13 protein-coding genes are annotated in these 14,565 nt (G+C 66.4%); 6 read left to right on the forward strand and 7 right to left on the reverse strand.

Going from position 1 to position 14,565, the window contains the following annotated elements:
• The first annotated feature begins 201 nt into the window (after positions 1–201).
• From ARGLB_RS15930 to ARGLB_RS15950, 5 genes are all read left to right on the forward strand, one after another.
• Positions 202–1,764 (forward strand): amino acid permease, encoded by a 1,563-nt coding sequence (locus ARGLB_RS15930; RefSeq protein ID WP_003804438.1) that lies wholly within the window; start codon positions 202–204, stop codon positions 1,762–1,764.
• 219 nt (positions 1,765–1,983) lie between these two features.
• Entirely contained in the window at positions 1,984–2,274 is a 291-nt protein-coding gene (locus ARGLB_RS15935; RefSeq protein WP_050934383.1) for a YegP family protein, read from the forward strand.
• A gap of 120 nt (positions 2,275–2,394) precedes the next feature.
• Positions 2,395–4,134 (forward strand): RecQ family ATP-dependent DNA helicase, encoded by a 1,740-nt coding sequence (locus ARGLB_RS15940; protein ID WP_003804442.1) that lies wholly within the window; start codon positions 2,395–2,397, stop codon positions 4,132–4,134.
• A 140-nt stretch (positions 4,135–4,274) separates the two neighbouring features.
• Positions 4,275–5,030 (forward strand): ArsR/SmtB family transcription factor, encoded by a 756-nt coding sequence (locus ARGLB_RS15945; protein ID WP_043419507.1) that lies wholly within the window; start codon positions 4,275–4,277, stop codon positions 5,028–5,030.
• Positions 5,031–5,183: 153 nt separating this feature from the next.
• A complete protein-coding gene (locus tag ARGLB_RS15950; RefSeq protein ID WP_003804446.1) occupies positions 5,184–6,380 on the forward strand; it encodes a TerC family protein in 1,197 nt (398 codons plus the stop codon).
• Between the two features lie 55 nt (positions 6,381–6,435).
• On the opposite strand, the gene ARGLB_RS15955 is transcribed toward ARGLB_RS15950, so the two are convergent.
• From ARGLB_RS15955 to ARGLB_RS15985, 7 genes are all read right to left on the reverse strand, one after another.
• Complete coding sequence (locus tag ARGLB_RS15955; protein ID WP_280959914.1) at positions 6,436–7,368, reverse strand: serine hydrolase domain-containing protein; 933 nt, start codon at positions 7,366–7,368, stop codon at positions 6,436–6,438.
• Between the two features lie 86 nt (positions 7,369–7,454).
• Positions 7,455–7,652, reverse strand: coding sequence for a hypothetical protein (locus ARGLB_RS15960; protein ID WP_003804449.1), 198 nt, complete (start codon positions 7,650–7,652; stop codon positions 7,455–7,457).
• A 120-nt stretch (positions 7,653–7,772) separates the two neighbouring features.
• Positions 7,773–8,396 (reverse strand): bifunctional 4-hydroxy-2-oxoglutarate aldolase/2-dehydro-3-deoxy-phosphogluconate aldolase, encoded by a 624-nt coding sequence (gene eda / locus ARGLB_RS15965; RefSeq protein ID WP_003804452.1) that lies wholly within the window; start codon positions 8,394–8,396, stop codon positions 7,773–7,775.
• The gene (locus ARGLB_RS15970; RefSeq protein ID WP_505578012.1) at positions 8,389–9,903 is read right to left on the reverse strand and encodes a mannitol dehydrogenase family protein; all 1,515 of its coding nucleotides are present in this window, start codon (positions 9,901–9,903) and stop codon (positions 8,389–8,391) included. Before ARGLB_RS15970 ends, eda begins: the two co-directional genes overlap by 8 nt.
• A complete protein-coding gene (locus ARGLB_RS15975; RefSeq protein WP_050934391.1) occupies positions 9,891–10,832 on the reverse strand; it encodes a PfkB family carbohydrate kinase in 942 nt (313 codons plus the stop codon). Before ARGLB_RS15975 ends, ARGLB_RS15970 begins: the two co-directional genes overlap by 13 nt.
• Before the next feature lie 38 nt (positions 10,833–10,870).
• Entirely contained in the window at positions 10,871–12,082 is a 1,212-nt protein-coding gene (manD, locus tag ARGLB_RS15980; RefSeq protein ID WP_003804458.1) for a D-mannonate dehydratase ManD, read from the reverse strand.
• Positions 12,083–12,176: 94 nt separating this feature from the next.
• Positions 12,177–13,586 carry an MFS transporter gene (locus tag ARGLB_RS15985; protein ID WP_003804460.1) on the reverse strand — a complete coding sequence of 470 codons (1,410 nt, stop codon included), beginning with the start codon at positions 13,584–13,586 and terminating at the stop codon, positions 12,177–12,179.
• Between the two features lie 195 nt (positions 13,587–13,781).
• On the opposite strand from ARGLB_RS15985, the gene ARGLB_RS15990 reads away from it, so the two are divergent.
• Positions 13,782–14,513, forward strand: a complete 732-nt coding sequence (locus ARGLB_RS15990) for a GntR family transcriptional regulator (RefSeq protein WP_003804462.1) — start codon at positions 13,782–13,784, stop codon at positions 14,511–14,513.
• Positions 14,514–14,565: the final 52 nt, after the last annotated feature.

A 14,565-nucleotide genomic window follows, 5' to 3' on the forward strand; every position in this document is an offset into this window, starting at 1 on the left:
TCCCGGCACCCCTGAAACCGGTCTTCGCTCCGGCTCAGGACTGTTTCTTAGTTCGGGGTCTACCACCGCGCATGCAGGACCACGCGGGCAAGTTATGGCCAACCTGTTCGACCCGGCAGTCGCAGAAGCCTGCACCGGTCGAGCCGCTGGTGGCACCGAGAACCCGACCCGGCTCGCATTGATACCCCTTGGTGGTGTTGCATGACACCAATGAGCGGAATTTCCACAGACGTCAAGCCCGATGAAACAGCACAGCAGGCGTCCTCCCTTGCGATAGGGGCAGATCGCGCTTCCGGCGAAATCACCAACGAACTCAAGCGCGGGCTAAACAGCCGCCACCTGCAGATGATCGCTATCGGCGGGGCGATCGGTACCGGGCTGTTCGTGGCCTCGGGCAGCACCATTTCCCAGGCGGGTCCCGGCGGTGCGTTGGTCGCCTACGCGCTGGTGGGGCTGATGGTATTCCTGTTAATGCAGTCGCTGGGCGAGATGTCGGCCAAAATTCCCGTCGCCGGGTCTTTCCAGTCCTTTGCCACCCGTTTCGTCTCCCCTTCCTTTGGCTTCGCGATCGGCTGGAACTACTGGTTCAACTGGGCCATCACGGTGGCCGCCGAGCTGGTCGCAGCCGGAATCATCATGGACTTCTGGTTCCCGGGGGTCCCGGGATGGGTGTGGGCCGGGATCTTCCTGCTGGTGCTGACCGGGCTCAATGCCCTCTCGGCGAAGTCCTTTGGTGAGTCGGAGTTCTGGCTCTCCCTGATCAAGGTCAGCGCAGTGGTGCTCTTCCTGATCGCCGGCGTGCTGATGATCTTCGGCATCCTCGGGGATGACGCTCCGGGACTGAGCAACTGGGAAAACCGAGATGACGTTTTCCACGGCGGCTGGATCTCGATCATCTCGGTCTTCATGGTTGCCGGGTTCTCCTTCCAGGGCACCGAGCTCGTGGGGGTCGCCGCAGGCGAAGCCAAGAACCCGCGGCGCGAAGTGCCGAAGGCTATCCGCACTGTCTTCTGGCGCATCATGCTTTTCTACATTGGCGCCATCTTTATCATCGGCTGCCTGATCCCGTTCACCGATCCGAGCCTGCTGGCCTCCGGCGAGTCCGATGTTGCAGCATCGCCGTTTGCCCTGGTCTTCTCGCGCGCCGGAATCGCCTTCGCAGCGGCCTTGATGAACGCCGTGATCCTGACCGCAATCCTGTCCGCGGGCAACTCCGGACTATATGCCTCCACCCGGATGCTTTACGCCATGGCCCATGACGGCATGGCCCCGAAGATCTTCGGCCGAACCAATGCGCGTGGTGTGCCGATCGCGGCGTTGCTGGCGACCGCGGCCGTGGGGCTCTTCGGGTTCCTCTCCGCGATCGTCGGCCAGGGTGCAGCCTACTCCTGGCTGCTCAACATGTCAGGCCTATGCGGCTTCATCGTCTGGGCGGGAATTGCGGTCTCCCACTACCGTTTCAGGCGCGGCTTCCTGGCCCAGGGAAACAAAGTCAGCGACCTGCCCTACAAGGCATCCCTGTTCCCCATTGGCCCGCTGCTGGCCTTCGCCCTGCTGATACTGGTGATCGCCGGACAGAACTACGAGGCTGTTCTTGCCGGACGGACCATGGAGGTCCTTTCCTCCTACATCGGGTTGCCGGTCTTCATCGCTCTATGGCTGGCTCACCGCTTCATCACCAAGTCCAAGGTGGTGCCGCTGCTCGAGATGGATCTCGCGGCACCCAAGGACCTCGACGACGAACCTAGCGGCGGCACCCAGTAGCCATGTTGCCCGGCTACCCCACCCATTGCGGGGCCCGGTGGTAGCCGAGGGCCAGGAGGGCTAGATCGCGGAATCTAGCCCAGAAAGAGGGAAGCCGGGTGAGAATTGCGCCCGGCTTCCCTCTTCGTCCAGGTCAATAGCCTTCCTTCCGGGCAGGAAAGGTCCAGAATGTTCCTAGGGGACATGCCAGGAAACGCAGCACGAACGGAGGGAATTATCATGGCCGGACACTTCGAAATCATCGACGCTCCGGACGGCGGCTTCCGCGTCAGGCTTCTGGATGCCACAGGAACCCTGGTGGCGACCTCGGTGAAATACCCCACCAAGCAGGCGGCTGTTGCCGGGATCTCCTACACCAGGGAAATCGCCGGGACAGGCCTCATCCGCGACATGAGCCGTGGGGGCCACGGTGAAATCATCATCCCCAAGTCCAGGCACGGCCACGCAACCGTCAGAATCAACTCCCACACGCGGTTCCCGGCCGCCGATCGGCAGGCCCATTTCCGCTGACCCGCCGGGCGTGACCCGGCTGAACCGCCAGGTGGCATGACGTCGGGGCGGGCCCGGGACTAGGGTGGATTCACGGCTGAAGACACCCGGCCCCTGGAACGCCCCTACGGAGCTGCCACCATGACCGAAGCCGCCACCACCGATAGAGCCGACGAGTCCACCCTCCGCCGCATCGCCGCCGACAGACTCGGCCTCCCCCACCTCCGCGACGGCCAGCTCGCCGGCATGTGCGCCCTCGCCGCCGGCCGGGATGTCCTGGCCGTGATGCCCACCGGCTACGGCAAGTCGGCCATCTACCAGGCGGCCGCCCTGTTCATCCACGGCGGCCACGGCAGAGTGAAGCACCCCGACGGCACCGCCGCCAACAGCGCAGGGCGAGGTCCCGCCGTCGTCGTTTCCCCGTTGATTGCGCTGCAGGAGGACCAGCTCGACGGACTGCTGGAGGACCTGGGCGGGGAGTCCGCCGTCGCCATTAACTCCGGCCGGAAGGACTCCGAGGTGGAGGGCGCCTGGGAGGCCGCCGAGCGGGGCGAGGCCGCATTCCTCTTCCTGGCCCCCGAGCAGCTGGCCAAGGCTGAGACTGTGGAGCGGCTGGCTGCCATGAACGTCGCACTGTTCGTGGTGGACGAGGCCCACTGTGTCTCCTCCTGGGGCCACGACTTCCGCCCGGACTACCTCCGCCTCGGCGAGGTCCGGGGGCAGCTGGGCAATCCGCCCGTCGCCGCCCTCACCGCTACCGCTTCTCCCCCGGTGCGCGACGAAATCCAGCAACGCCTGCACATGTTGGACCCGCTGGTGCTGGTTCACGGCTTCGACCGCCCCAACATCCGGCTCGACGTCGTCCGCCACCTCGAGGACAGGGACAAGGAGCGCGCCGTCGTGGAGCAGGCGGCCGAACTCCACGCCGGACTCAACGGCCCCGGTCTGCTCTACGCCGCCACCCGCAAGGACACCGAAACCTATGCCGCCGAGCTCGCCGGGCACGGGCTCCGCGCCGCGGCGTACCACGCCGGCCGGAAGCAGAGCGAGCGGGATGAGGTCCACGAGCAGTTCCTCGACGACGAATTGGACGTCGTGGTGGCGACCACCGCCTTTGGCATGGGCATCGACAAGCCCAACGTCCGCTTCGTGATCCATGCCGACATCCCCGAGTCCCTGGACGCCTATTACCAGGAGATCGGACGCTCCGGCCGCGACGGGCAGGCCGCGTCCGCTGTCCTGCACTACCGGCCCGAGGACCTCGGACTGCGCAAGTTCTTCGGCACCCACAAGCCGGACGAGGACGCGCTGCTCACCGTCCTCACAGCCCTGCGCGCCGCCGACGGCCCGGTCACCCAAAAGGCGCTTGCCGAGCAGACCGGCATTCCCGGCCGCCGGCTCACCGGGCTCCTGAATGAGCTGCAGGAGACCCGGTCGGTGAAGACCGGCAAGCGCGGTGTCCGGCTGGACGCCGGCGCCAAACTGCCCAGGGTGGTGGAACATGCCGTCGAACTCGCCGAAGCGCGGCAGCGCGTGGACCGATCCCGGATCGAGATGGCGCGCGGCTACGCGGAGACGGACGCCTGCCGGCGCCAGTTCCTGCTTGGTTACTTCGGCGAGGACCTGCGCGAGCCGTGCGGCAACTGTGACAACTGTGCCGACGGATCTGCTTACGAAGAGGATTACGACGACGGCGCCGCGGCCGCCGCGGGCGGGGAACCGTTCCCGCTCCAGGCCGCCGTGGTGCACAAGCAGTGGGGTTCGGGCATCGTGATGCGGCACGAGGAGGACGTGATCACCGTGCTCTTCGAGCAGGAGGGCTACAAGACCCTTTCCCGCCAGGCCGTGACCGACGGGAAGCTGCTGACGCTGGCGACGTGACGCCGTCGCGCCCCACCCAGGTAGGTGGCAGCACAGGGCGTTCTCAGCGCTGGGAACGCCCTGAACTGCTACCTACTTGGGCAAACCCGGGAACCCACGGACCGTTGACATGTGACCAAATGGTCACCTATCCTGACCGTGTGGACGCCGTATTCAAGGCCCTCGCCGACCCCATCCGCAGGGACCTGCTGGACGCGCTCTTCCGCGAGGACGGCCAGACCCTCAGCGCACTGGAGGCACGGTTCGAGATCACCCGTTTCGGCGTCATGAAGCACCTGAAGATCCTGGAAGAGGCCGGCCTCGTGGTGACCCGGCGCCGCGGCCGCGAGAAACTGCACTTCCTCAATCCGGTGCCCATCAGGCTCGTCCACGACCGCTGGGTGAGCAAATATGCAGAACCATGGGCCGCTGCGCTCAGCGACCTCAAAACCCGATTGGAAAGTCCCATGGAAAAGATCTTCGAAATCTACATCAAGACCACTCCGGAACGGCTCTGGGAAGCCATCACGGACAGTGACATCCGCAGCAAGTACCAGTTCGGGAACACGCTGACGTCGGACTGGACGCCGGGCTCCCGTTTCGAGATGGGCAACCCCAAGGCCGGGGCACTCCTGGGTGAGGGCGAAAACCTGGAGGTCGATCCCCCGCGGCGGCTGGTCCAGACCATGCGCGCGCTCTGGGGCGAGGACGTCAAAGCCGAGGGCACCTCCCGCGTTACCTGGGAAATCGAGCCGGTCGGCGACGACTCCTGCCACCTCACCGTCACGCACGACCAGCTCCGCGAAGGCGCAAATGAACAGCTCTACGGCGGCTGGCCCATGATCCTCTCCGGCCTGAAGACCTGGCTCGAGACCGGCGAAAAACTCACCACGCCGGGCTCGCTGATGTACGGCTAAACGCAGCCCCCGGTTCGGCCTCTCCCGCCCGACTGACTGGCAGTAGTTGTCGTCCTGCGCGCTCAGAACGACAACAACTGCCAGCCAGTCGGGAAGGCTGGGTAGGGTAGATTCCAAGCGCTCCGCCCGAATCGCATTCAGGAAAGAGGCACCATGGAAGTTCCCCCTATCGTCTGGATCCTCACGGTCGCCGGGATTATCGCGCTCCTGGTCTTCGACTTCTTCTTCCACGTCCGCAAGGCCCACACCCCGTCCCTGAAGGAATCCGCCACCTGGTCGGCCATCTACGTGGGCATGGCCCTTGTCTTCGGCCTCGGCGTCTGGTTCTTCGGCGGTTCCAAGATGGGCACCGAGTACTTCGCCGGCTACGTGACGGAGAAGGCACTGTCCGTGGACAACCTCTTCGTCTTCCTCATCATCATGTCCAGTTTCAAGGTGCCGCGTGCCGACCAGCAGAAGGTGCTGCTGTTCGGCATCGTCTTCTCGCTGCTCGCCCGGACCGGCTTCATCTTCCTCGGCGCCGCGCTGATCAACAGCTTCGCCTGGGTGTTCTACATCTTCGGGCTGATCCTGCTCATCACCGCCGGCAACCTGCTCAAGCCGGACAACCACGACGACGACAGCGACACACTCGTGGTCCAGCTCGCCAAGAAGTTCCTGCCCGCCTCCGAGCATTTCGACGGCGACAAGCTCTTCACCGAGGTGGACGGCAAGAGGGTCCTCACCCCGATGCTCCTGGTGATGGTGGCCATCGGCGCCACGGACATTCTCTTTGCGCTGGACTCCATCCCGGCCATCTTCGGCCTGACGCAGAACGTGTTCATCGTCTTCACGGCCACGGCATTCTCCCTCATGGGCCTGCGGCAGCTGTTCTTCCTGATCGATGAGCTCCTCGACCGGCTCATCTACCTCTCCTACGGCCTCGCCGCCATCCTCGGCTTCATCGGCGTGAAGCTGATCCTGCACGCCCTGCACGAGAACAACCTGCCGTTCATCAACGACGGCGAACACGTGAACGTCATCGAAATCAGCACCGGCACCTCGCTCAGCGTCATCCTCGGCGTCCTGGCCGTCACCATCATCGGCTCCGTCCTCAGCCCCAAGGGCAAGGCCAAGAGCATGGTCTCGGGCGCCAAGCGGCACGCCACCACGTACGTCGACCTCAACTACGAGACGGACATTGCTGAGCGCGAGCGGATCTTCGACAAGCTGGTCCACGAGGAGCAGGAACTGAAGAAGCTCCCGGAGAAGTACAAGCGGCTCATCCGGAACGAGACCGAGTTCATGAAGCTGATCCGCCAGGCCCACGCCGAGCACGACCAGGCACTCGAGCGCGCCGGCGAGAAGTAGTCCGCAACAGCAACGGGGCCCACACCCGCAGGGTTCCCTGGCCGAGCTTGCGAGGTTAGGGCGCGGGTGGGGAGGTTCCCGTCACGTCCGCAATCTCCGCCAGGAGCCGGAAGCCGTGGCGGTCCACGGGTGCCGCTGTCGCGGTCAGAAGTACGACGGCGGCCCCCGCCTTCCGGTCCAGCCCCACCCAGGAGCGGAAACCGCCGGTGCCGCCGTTGTGCCAAGTGACCTCGCGGCCCTTGGCATCCAGGGTCATCCACCCGGCGCCGATGCGGGCGGCCGGCCCGGCGAAGTTCGCCACCGGGTCCAGCGCGGCCAGGCCCGGGGCCCAGCCGTCCAGCAGGGCCTGCACCAGCCGGGCCATGTCGCTGATGGAGGCGCGGATTCCGCCGGTGGGGGCAAGCGCCTCACCGGTCCACGGCTGCATCACTTTGCCCGAGCGGCTCCGGCCGGTGACCGCCGTCGGACGCGCTTCAGCGGGAGTGGCTGGCGCGTACGTAGAACCGAGCCCGAGTGGACGTGCGAGCCGTTGCTGGAGAAGCTCCCGGAAGTTCAGCCCGGCACCGGCCGCGACGGCATGGCCGAGGAGCTCGAAGCCGAAGTTGGAGTAGCGCGGCCGCGGGGCTCCCGGCCGCACCGAGCGGGCCTGCTCGAGCAGTTCCGCCAGGGTTTCGCCGTAGGGATTGGTGCCGCGCAGCATCAGTTCCAGGGTTCGGCGAAGTGTGCCCGCCTGCCGGGGCAGCCGCGGCAACCCTGAGGAGTGGCGGCTCAGGGACGCCAGCGTCACGCCCGCCGCGGGGCAGTCGCCCAGCGGCAGCCGCTGCCCCAGCGTGGTGCCCGGACTGAGCTCGCCCCGGCCCAGGGCGTCGGCATAGAGGAGCCCGGTGATGCCCTTGGAGACCGAGCCGATTTCGAAATCAGCGGCAAGGGAGGCGCCGTGGCTCGCCACGGCGACCTCCCCTGCGGAAACAGTGGCCGCAGCAAACACCGGATGGTTGCGGCCAAGGAGTTGTTGTAGTTGTTCTGACAGCCGTGCGTCGCCCTGGACGTCAGGACCCGGCAGGCGCTCCAGTGTCAGTGCCTGTGAAGCATGTGGCGGATCTTGTCTCCAAGTCCTCCGGCGGTGCGGCCGCGGCCCATGGCTGAGGGCCGTCCCGTGGTGTAGGGCTTGGTGCCCCGCGTGTATCCCCTGGTGTATCCACCGGTTGTTCCGGGCGTGGTCCGTCCGGAAATACGTCCTGCGGCATTCCTGATCATGTTGCCCAAGTTCATTGTGAACTCCTTAGGTTGTGCGTCTGTTCAGGCTGCGACCGGTTTTAGGACCGGTCTTTCCCGACTCTACGCGCGTCCCGAAGGCAGATCTACGGTCAAGTAGATTCGGGGCAACTTTCCTCAGGCCAGGGCTGCCGCTTCCCGGGCCAGTTCGGTGATCTGCTGCCAGTCCCCGCTTTCGACGGCGGCACGCGGCGTGAGCCAGCTTCCTCCGACGCACCTGACGTTGGGCAGTTTGAGGTAGTCCGGCGCCGTGGCCAGGCTGATGCCGCCGGTCGGGCAGAACGTCACCTGCGGGACGGGTGCCCCGATGGCTGCCAGGTACGACGGGCCGCCGGCAGGGCCGGCCGGGAAGAACTTCATGGTGTCCAGCCCGCGCTCCAGCACCGCCATCACCTCGCCCACCGTGGCCACGCCCGGAAGCACCGGCACCTCGAGGGAGAGCATGTGGTCCAGCAGTGACGGCGTCACGCCGGGGCTGACCAGGAACTGCGCACCCGCGGCCACGGCGGCGTCGGCCTGGCCGGGTGTGAGGATGGTGCCGGCGCCCACGAGGATGTCCGGAACCTCGTTGGCGATGGCCTTCAGCGAGGTGAGTGCCGTGTCCGTCCGCAGGGTGAGCTCGATGATCCGGACGCCGCCGTCGGCCAGGGCCCGGGCAACCGGAACCGCATGCTGCGGGTCTTCTATGGTCACCACGGGGATGACCGGGGAAACATCCAAAACACTGGTGGTGTCAGCCATGGTTGATCTCTTTTCTCAGGCCTTCGAGCCCGTGCGTGTCGATGATGGTGTACCAGTGGATGAGGAGGTCTGCGAACCCCTGGTTCCGGGCGAGTTCGGCGTCGAAGATGCTGCGGCAGCCCAGCAGCGCGGGAACCACATCGGCCGCGGCCCCCGACGCCGGCAGCGCCGCATGGAGTTCGGCGGCCAGCGGATCGTTGAGCTGGTCCGCAGGCGTGGTGGCCACGTGCCGCATCCAGGCCGCGAGGGCGAGCGCAGCCCACCGTGGTTCCCGCCCGGCGTCGAGGTTTCCGCTTACGGTGCTGAGCAGGCGCAGTCCGATCTTCTGCGAACCGTCGCTGCCCACCTTCGCCGTGGTGTGGCCCAGGGCGGGGTTGGCGAACCGCGTCAGGACTTGTGCGCAGTATTCGTCCGCGTCGAGCCCGTGCGGGAGCGTGATGGTGGGCAGGACGTCCTCGGCCATCATGCGCCGGGCGGCAGTGAAGAACGCCTCCTCGGCCACGGCGTCGCTGATGGTCTCCTTGCCGGCGGCGAGGCCGAGATAGGCCAGCAGCGAGTGGCTCGCATTCAGCAGCCGCAGCTTCGCCGCTTCCCATGCGGCGACGTCGCTGCTGAACAGCGCTCCGGCGGCCTCCCACCGCGGGCGACCCGCGGCAAAGTTGTCCTCGATGACCCACTGCATGAACGGCTCGGCCACCACGGCGGCCTCGTCCCGCAGTCCAAGTTCATGTTCGACGGCGTCCAGGTCACCCGCCGTCGTGGCCGGCACCATCCGGTCCACCATGGTGCTGGGGAACGTGACGTGGGCGTCGAGCCAGGCGGTCAGCGGTTCGGCCTCCGCGGGCGGCAGTGCGGCGGCGAAGGCGTGCACCAGCGTCCTGGTCAGTTCGCCGTTCGCGGGGAGATTGTCGCACGAAACCACGGTGAGCGGACCAGTGCCGGTACGCGACCGCTGCTGCAAGCCTCGGGCGATTTGGCCAATGGCCGTGAGCGGCGCGCGCCCCTCAAGGTCTGCGCGGACCTCCGCATCCTCCAGGTTGAGGGATCCGGTTAGCGGGTCGATCCGGTACCCCTTCTCCGTGATGGTCAGTGTGAGCACCAGCGTTTCCGGCGCGGCGATCCGGTCCACCACGGCGGCCGGGTTGTCCCGTCCGGAGATGGCATCCACGATGCTGGACACCACCCTCAGCGGCGCAGCACCCTCGCCCCGTTCGGCCACGGTGAAGAGTCCGTCCTGTGGTGCGAGCTGCCGGGCCACGGTGTCCGAGCGCTGGGTGACGCCGGTGATCCCCCAGCCGGTTTCTCCGCTGGCCAGCATGGCGTTCTCGGTGAAGACAGCGGTGTGGGCGCGGGCGAAGGCGCCGAGGCCCAGGTGCACGATGCCGGGCTTCAGTCCGCTGGCCCGCAGCGCGGCGCCCGGGAATTCGGCCGAGTTTCCAGCGGTGCCGCTCAGGTTGGCGCTACTCAGGTTGGCGCTGCTCAGGTTGGCGCTGCTCAGGCGTGCGATGACAGCTCTCCTTCGGGTGTCCCCAGCGGCTGTGCTCCCAGGGCGTGGGCGCGCGTCTGCTCGAAGCTCGGGATGAAGCCGGTGCCGCCTTTTCCGCCCACCACGAGGGAGGCCGCCGCTGCCCCATACCGGACGGCGGCGGCGAGGCTGTCGCCGAGCACCAGACGCGCGGTCAGCGTGCCCACGAAGGCGTCGCCGGCCCCGGTCTGGTCCACCACGGCAGGTGCAGGAATGGCTTCGATCCAGGCCGACTCGGAGTCGCTCTCCAGCTGGATTCCCTCAGCCCCGCAGGTCACGGCAACGTTGGCGGTGCCCAGCGAGCGCAGCCTCGCGGCGGCCTCCTGCGGCGAGGACGTGCCCAGCAAGGCGGACGTCTCCCCCGGGAAGGAAGGCGTCACCAGGAAGGCCTGCGGTGCCAGCTCGACCACGGCCGCCGTCGCGTCCTCCACGGAGGTGAGCCGCGGCCGGTAGTTCGGGTCAAAGACAAAGCGGCTGGCAACCTCGGCGGCCTTGTAGACGGCGGCCCGGGACGAAGCCGAGATGGCGCACGCGATGCCCCCGGCAATCACAGCGCCGGCTGTGGCAAACACGTTCGGGTCGACGTCGTCCGGCCCCAGCGTGGAGCCCACGCTGCCGCTGCGCGCGTAGGAGAACTCGCGCTGCCCGTCCGGGTCGCAGTGCACCAAATACACGCCCTGCTGGCCCGGACGGAACTTCAGTAGCTCGGTGGAAATGCCTAGCTCGGCGATCCGGGCGGCGACCGCCTGGCCGAGGTCGTCGTCGGGCAGTACTGCCAGCAGCGCGGTGCGGGCACCGGCCGCGGCGGCGGCCGCGGCGACGTTCAGGGCATCGCCGGAGATGCCCAGCTGCGCCGGAACGCCGTGCCCGAACGGGACGTCGGTGGCCACCTCGAGGAGGATCTCCCCCATGGCGACGACGTCGAACGGCTGTGCTTCTGTCGGGTTACTCACCAGTCATGCACCGACCCGTCGAGCCGCCGGTTGATGGGCAGGTACTTGGGGTCGAACGGGAACGCGGCGGCCGCTTCCTCGTCGAACTGAACGCCGAGGCCCGGGGCGTCGCCGGGGTGCATGTAGCCGTCGGTGAAGGTGTAGGAAGTCTTGAACACCTCGTTGGCGGGGTCGCGGTGGCCCATGTATTCCTGGACGCCGAAGTTGGGGATGCTCATGTCCACGTGCAGCGCCGCGGCGAAGGACACCGGCGAGAGGTCACCCGCGCCGTGCGAGCCGGAGCGGACGCCGTACAGGTCCGCAAGCGAGAAGATACGGCGCAGGTGCGTGATGCCGCCGGCGTGCGAGACGGACGTGCGGATGTAGTCGATCAAGCGTTCGGTGATCAGCTGCTGGCAGTCCCAGATCGAATTGAATACCTCGCCCACGGCGATCGGCGTGGTGGTGTGCTGGCGGATCAGGCGGAACGCGGACTGGTCCTCGGCCGGCGTCGGGTCCTCGATCCAGAACGGGCGGAACGGTTCCAGCGAAGCGCCCAGCCGGCCAGCTTCAATCGGCGTCAGCCGGTGGTGGACGTCATGCAGGACGTGCACACCGTAGCCGAACTGTTCCCGCACGTGCGCCAACATCTTCGGCGCGAAGTCCAGGTACGCCGTCGTCTCCCACAGGTCCTCCTGCGGAATGTTGCCGCTGGCAGGCTCGTAGGTCTTGCCGTCCACCGGCCCGATCCCGTAGGTCTTCTCCAGCCCCGGCACCGCGGCCTGGGCGCGGATGGCCTTGTAGCCGAGGTCCAGGTGGTGCTGGAAGTCGGCGCTGAGGTCCTCCAGCGAGGAGCCGCTGGCGTGGCCGTAGACCATGACGCCCTCGCGGGCGGCGCCGCCCAGCAGCTCGTACACCGGCATGCCGGCGGCCTTGCCCTTGATGTCCCACAGTGCGACGTCAATCGCGGCGATCGCGGTCATGGTCACCGGGCCGCGGCGCCAGTAGGCACCCTTGTAGAAGTACTGCCAGGCGTCCTCGATGCGGCGGGCGTCGCGGCCGATCAGCAGCGGGCAGAGGTGCTCGGACAGGTAGGACGCCACAGCGAGTTCACGTCCGTTGAGGGTGGCGTCGCCGATGCCGGTAATCCCGTCCTCGGTTTCGATAACGAGCGTGACGTAATTCCGTCCTGGCGACGAAACCACTACGCGTGCGTCGGTGATCTTCACTGGTGGGGTCCTTTTGTGTGTCGGGTTTTGCAAGTAGGTCGCAGCAGATGGCGTTATGAGCCCTCAGAACGCCATCTGCTGCTACTCAGTTGGGTCAGGAGAGAGACGCGCGGTGGGTCGTGCCCACGCTGCCGTCGTCGGAGGGCTGCGAATCCAGTCCCCAATCCGCATATTCCTTGCCTCCGAGCCTGCCCGGGGCGGTCTCGGGCAGGAATGCGAGACAGACGACGCTGACAAGGATCAGCGCTGAGACGTAGATGGCGACGCCCGTCACCGAGCCGCCTCCAGCGGCGAGCAGAGCAGTGGCAACGACGGTGAAGGGACCGCTGGCGATCATGGCGCCGAACTGCCACACGATGGAGACACCGGTGTAACGGCCGCGGACCGGGAAGAGCTCGGGGTAGTAGGAAGCCTGAGGCGCGTAGGTTCCGGCGTGTCCCAAAGCCAGACCGGCGATGAGGATCGCAATGATGGGGAGAGGATCGCCGCTGGCAATGGCGTTGAAGGCAGGCCAGATCAAGAAGAGGTTCAGCACGGCAACGCCCAGGAAGATCTTCTTGCGCCCGAACCGGTCAGTCAGATGCCCCCAGATTGGGATCATGATGAGTTCGGCGATGATGGCGATGATGATGGCCTGGAGGACGAATGCCGAGTCATTGCCGAGGTGCTTGGAGTAGGCGACCAGGAAGACGGTGTAGAACGGGAACACCGCGGCCTCGACGAACTTGGAACCCATGCCCAAAAGGACTTCACGGCGGCTCGTCTTGAAGATCACCTTTATCGGGGCCTGCTGTGAGGCAGCATTTTCCTTCACCGCTTTGAACGTCTCCGACTCATCAACGCGCAACCGGATGTACAGGCCGACAGCGACCACAACGATGCTGAGCAGGAACGGCACGCGCCAGCCCCAGAGGAGGAACTGCTCCTGGGACAGCTGGGTGGTCAGGAAAGCGAATAGGGCGGAGGGAACCAAATACGCCGCGGGAGATCCGAGCTGGACAAGGCTGGCGAAGAAACCCCTGCGGTTTGGTGGGGCAGCCTCAGCGGTAAGCAGTACCGCACCGCCCTGCTCGCCACCGACGCCAAACCCCTGCAGAAGGCGCACGACAACAAGGATCACTGCCGCCCAAAGGCCAATGGTTTCGTAGGTCGGCAGGAGACCTATGGCAAAAGTGCCAAGACCCGTGATGAGCAACGTGTAGACGAGGGCCTTCTTCCGGCCGATCCGGTCGCCGATGATGCCCCAGACGATCCCGCCCAAGGGCCGGGCGAAGAACCCGACGGCGTAGGTCGAAAAGGCGGCGAGTGTTCCCAAAAGAGGGTCAATTTCAGGAAAGAAAATCTTGTTGAAGACGAGCGCCGACGCTGTTCCGTAGATGAAGAAGTCGTAGTACTCAGCCATCGTTCCGATGAATGACGCGGCTGCTGTGCGGCGGACCTTCTTCGGATCATGCGTGGGGGCCGCGGCGGGGGTGTTTGCCGCCGACGCTGTTGGGTCGTGCATTGCCAGTCCTTCTTCCTTGGAGGTTCTGATGGCCAGGAGGCCTTATAGGCGCCGCTTCGGCGCCAGCCTGAAAAGCGGGGAATCCCGATCACGCGACTTCAGTGCATTCGGGGGAATCTGCTTCCTCCTCGCGCTTTGCTGACTACCATACAAGCACTACCATTCTAGTTTGTCAACGATGGCTACACTGGATGCATGGCAACCGGCAAACCCGAAAAAGGGCAGTCTCCGCGGCTCTCCGTGCGGGACCAGACACTGGATACGCTCCGGCGTCGCATCATCTCCCTGCAGCTCCCTCCCGGCGAGCCGCTGTCCGAGAACGAGCTCGCCCAGGAACTGGGTGTCAGCCGGACGCCCGTGCGGGAGAGCCTCATCCTGCTGCGTGAGGAAGGGCTGGTGCAGGTCTTCCCGCAGATCGGTTCGTTCGTCTCGCTCGTGGATCTGGGACGGGTTGCAGAGGCCCAGTTTGTGCGCGAGGCCATCGAGTGTGCCTCCCTGAAGGATGCCGTCGTTGACGCCGCAGGGCTTGCCGGGCTGCGGGAAATTTTGGCTGCCCAGCGGGACGCGGAATCCGCCGGCGACGTCGAGGAGTTCTTCCGGCTCGACGAGGACTTCCACCGCGAGCTGCTCCGGCTGGCGGGGCACGAGTCGGCGTGGACAGCGGTCAACTCGGCCAAGGCGCACCTGGACCGCGCGCGCCGGCTCAGCCTGATCGACACCCGGCCCGTGTCCACGCTGATTGAGCAGCACACCGCCGTGGTGGACGCGCTCGAAGCCAACAACCGCCCCGAAGCGGACAGCTCCCTGCGGGTCCACCTGCGCGGCGTCTTCGAGGACGTCAAGCGCATCCAGGCATCGTCGCCCGAGCTCTTCTCGGACGGCACAGCATCACGCCCGGTCCGCCGCAGCATCGCCCGGCTTTCCTAAGCCCGTTCGGCCCGTCGGTCCGCTGGTTGGGCTTGTCGAAACCCGACGGGCC

This window comes from Arthrobacter globiformis NBRC 12137 (assembly GCF_000238915.1).
Taxonomy (GTDB): Bacteria; Actinomycetota; Actinomycetes; order Actinomycetales; family Micrococcaceae; genus Arthrobacter; species Arthrobacter globiformis.

Excerpts from the sequence above, each read along its gene's own strand:
- ARGLB_RS15930 (WP_003804438.1), top strand. The coding sequence starts at position 202 with ATGACACCAATGAGCGGAATTTCCACAGACGTCAAGCCCGATGAAACA.
- ARGLB_RS15935 (WP_050934383.1), top strand. The coding sequence starts at position 1,984 with ATGGCCGGACACTTCGAAATCATCGACGCTCCGGACGGCGGCTTCCGC.
- ARGLB_RS15940 (WP_003804442.1), top strand. The coding sequence starts at position 2,395 with ATGACCGAAGCCGCCACCACCGATAGAGCCGACGAGTCCACCCTCCGC.
- ARGLB_RS15950 (WP_003804446.1), top strand. The coding sequence starts at position 5,184 with ATGGAAGTTCCCCCTATCGTCTGGATCCTCACGGTCGCCGGGATTATC.
- ARGLB_RS15960 (WP_003804449.1), bottom strand. The coding sequence starts at position 7,652 with ATGAACTTGGGCAACATGATCAGGAATGCCGCAGGACGTATTTCCGGA.
- eda (WP_003804452.1), bottom strand. The coding sequence starts at position 8,396 with ATGGCTGACACCACCAGTGTTTTGGATGTTTCCCCGGTCATCCCCGTG.
- ARGLB_RS15975 (WP_050934391.1), bottom strand. The coding sequence starts at position 10,832 with ATGGGGGAGATCCTCCTCGAGGTGGCCACCGACGTCCCGTTCGGGCAC.
- ARGLB_RS15985 (WP_003804460.1), bottom strand. The coding sequence starts at position 13,586 with ATGCACGACCCAACAGCGTCGGCGGCAAACACCCCCGCCGCGGCCCCC.
- ARGLB_RS15990 (WP_003804462.1), top strand. The coding sequence starts at position 13,782 with ATGGCAACCGGCAAACCCGAAAAAGGGCAGTCTCCGCGGCTCTCCGTG.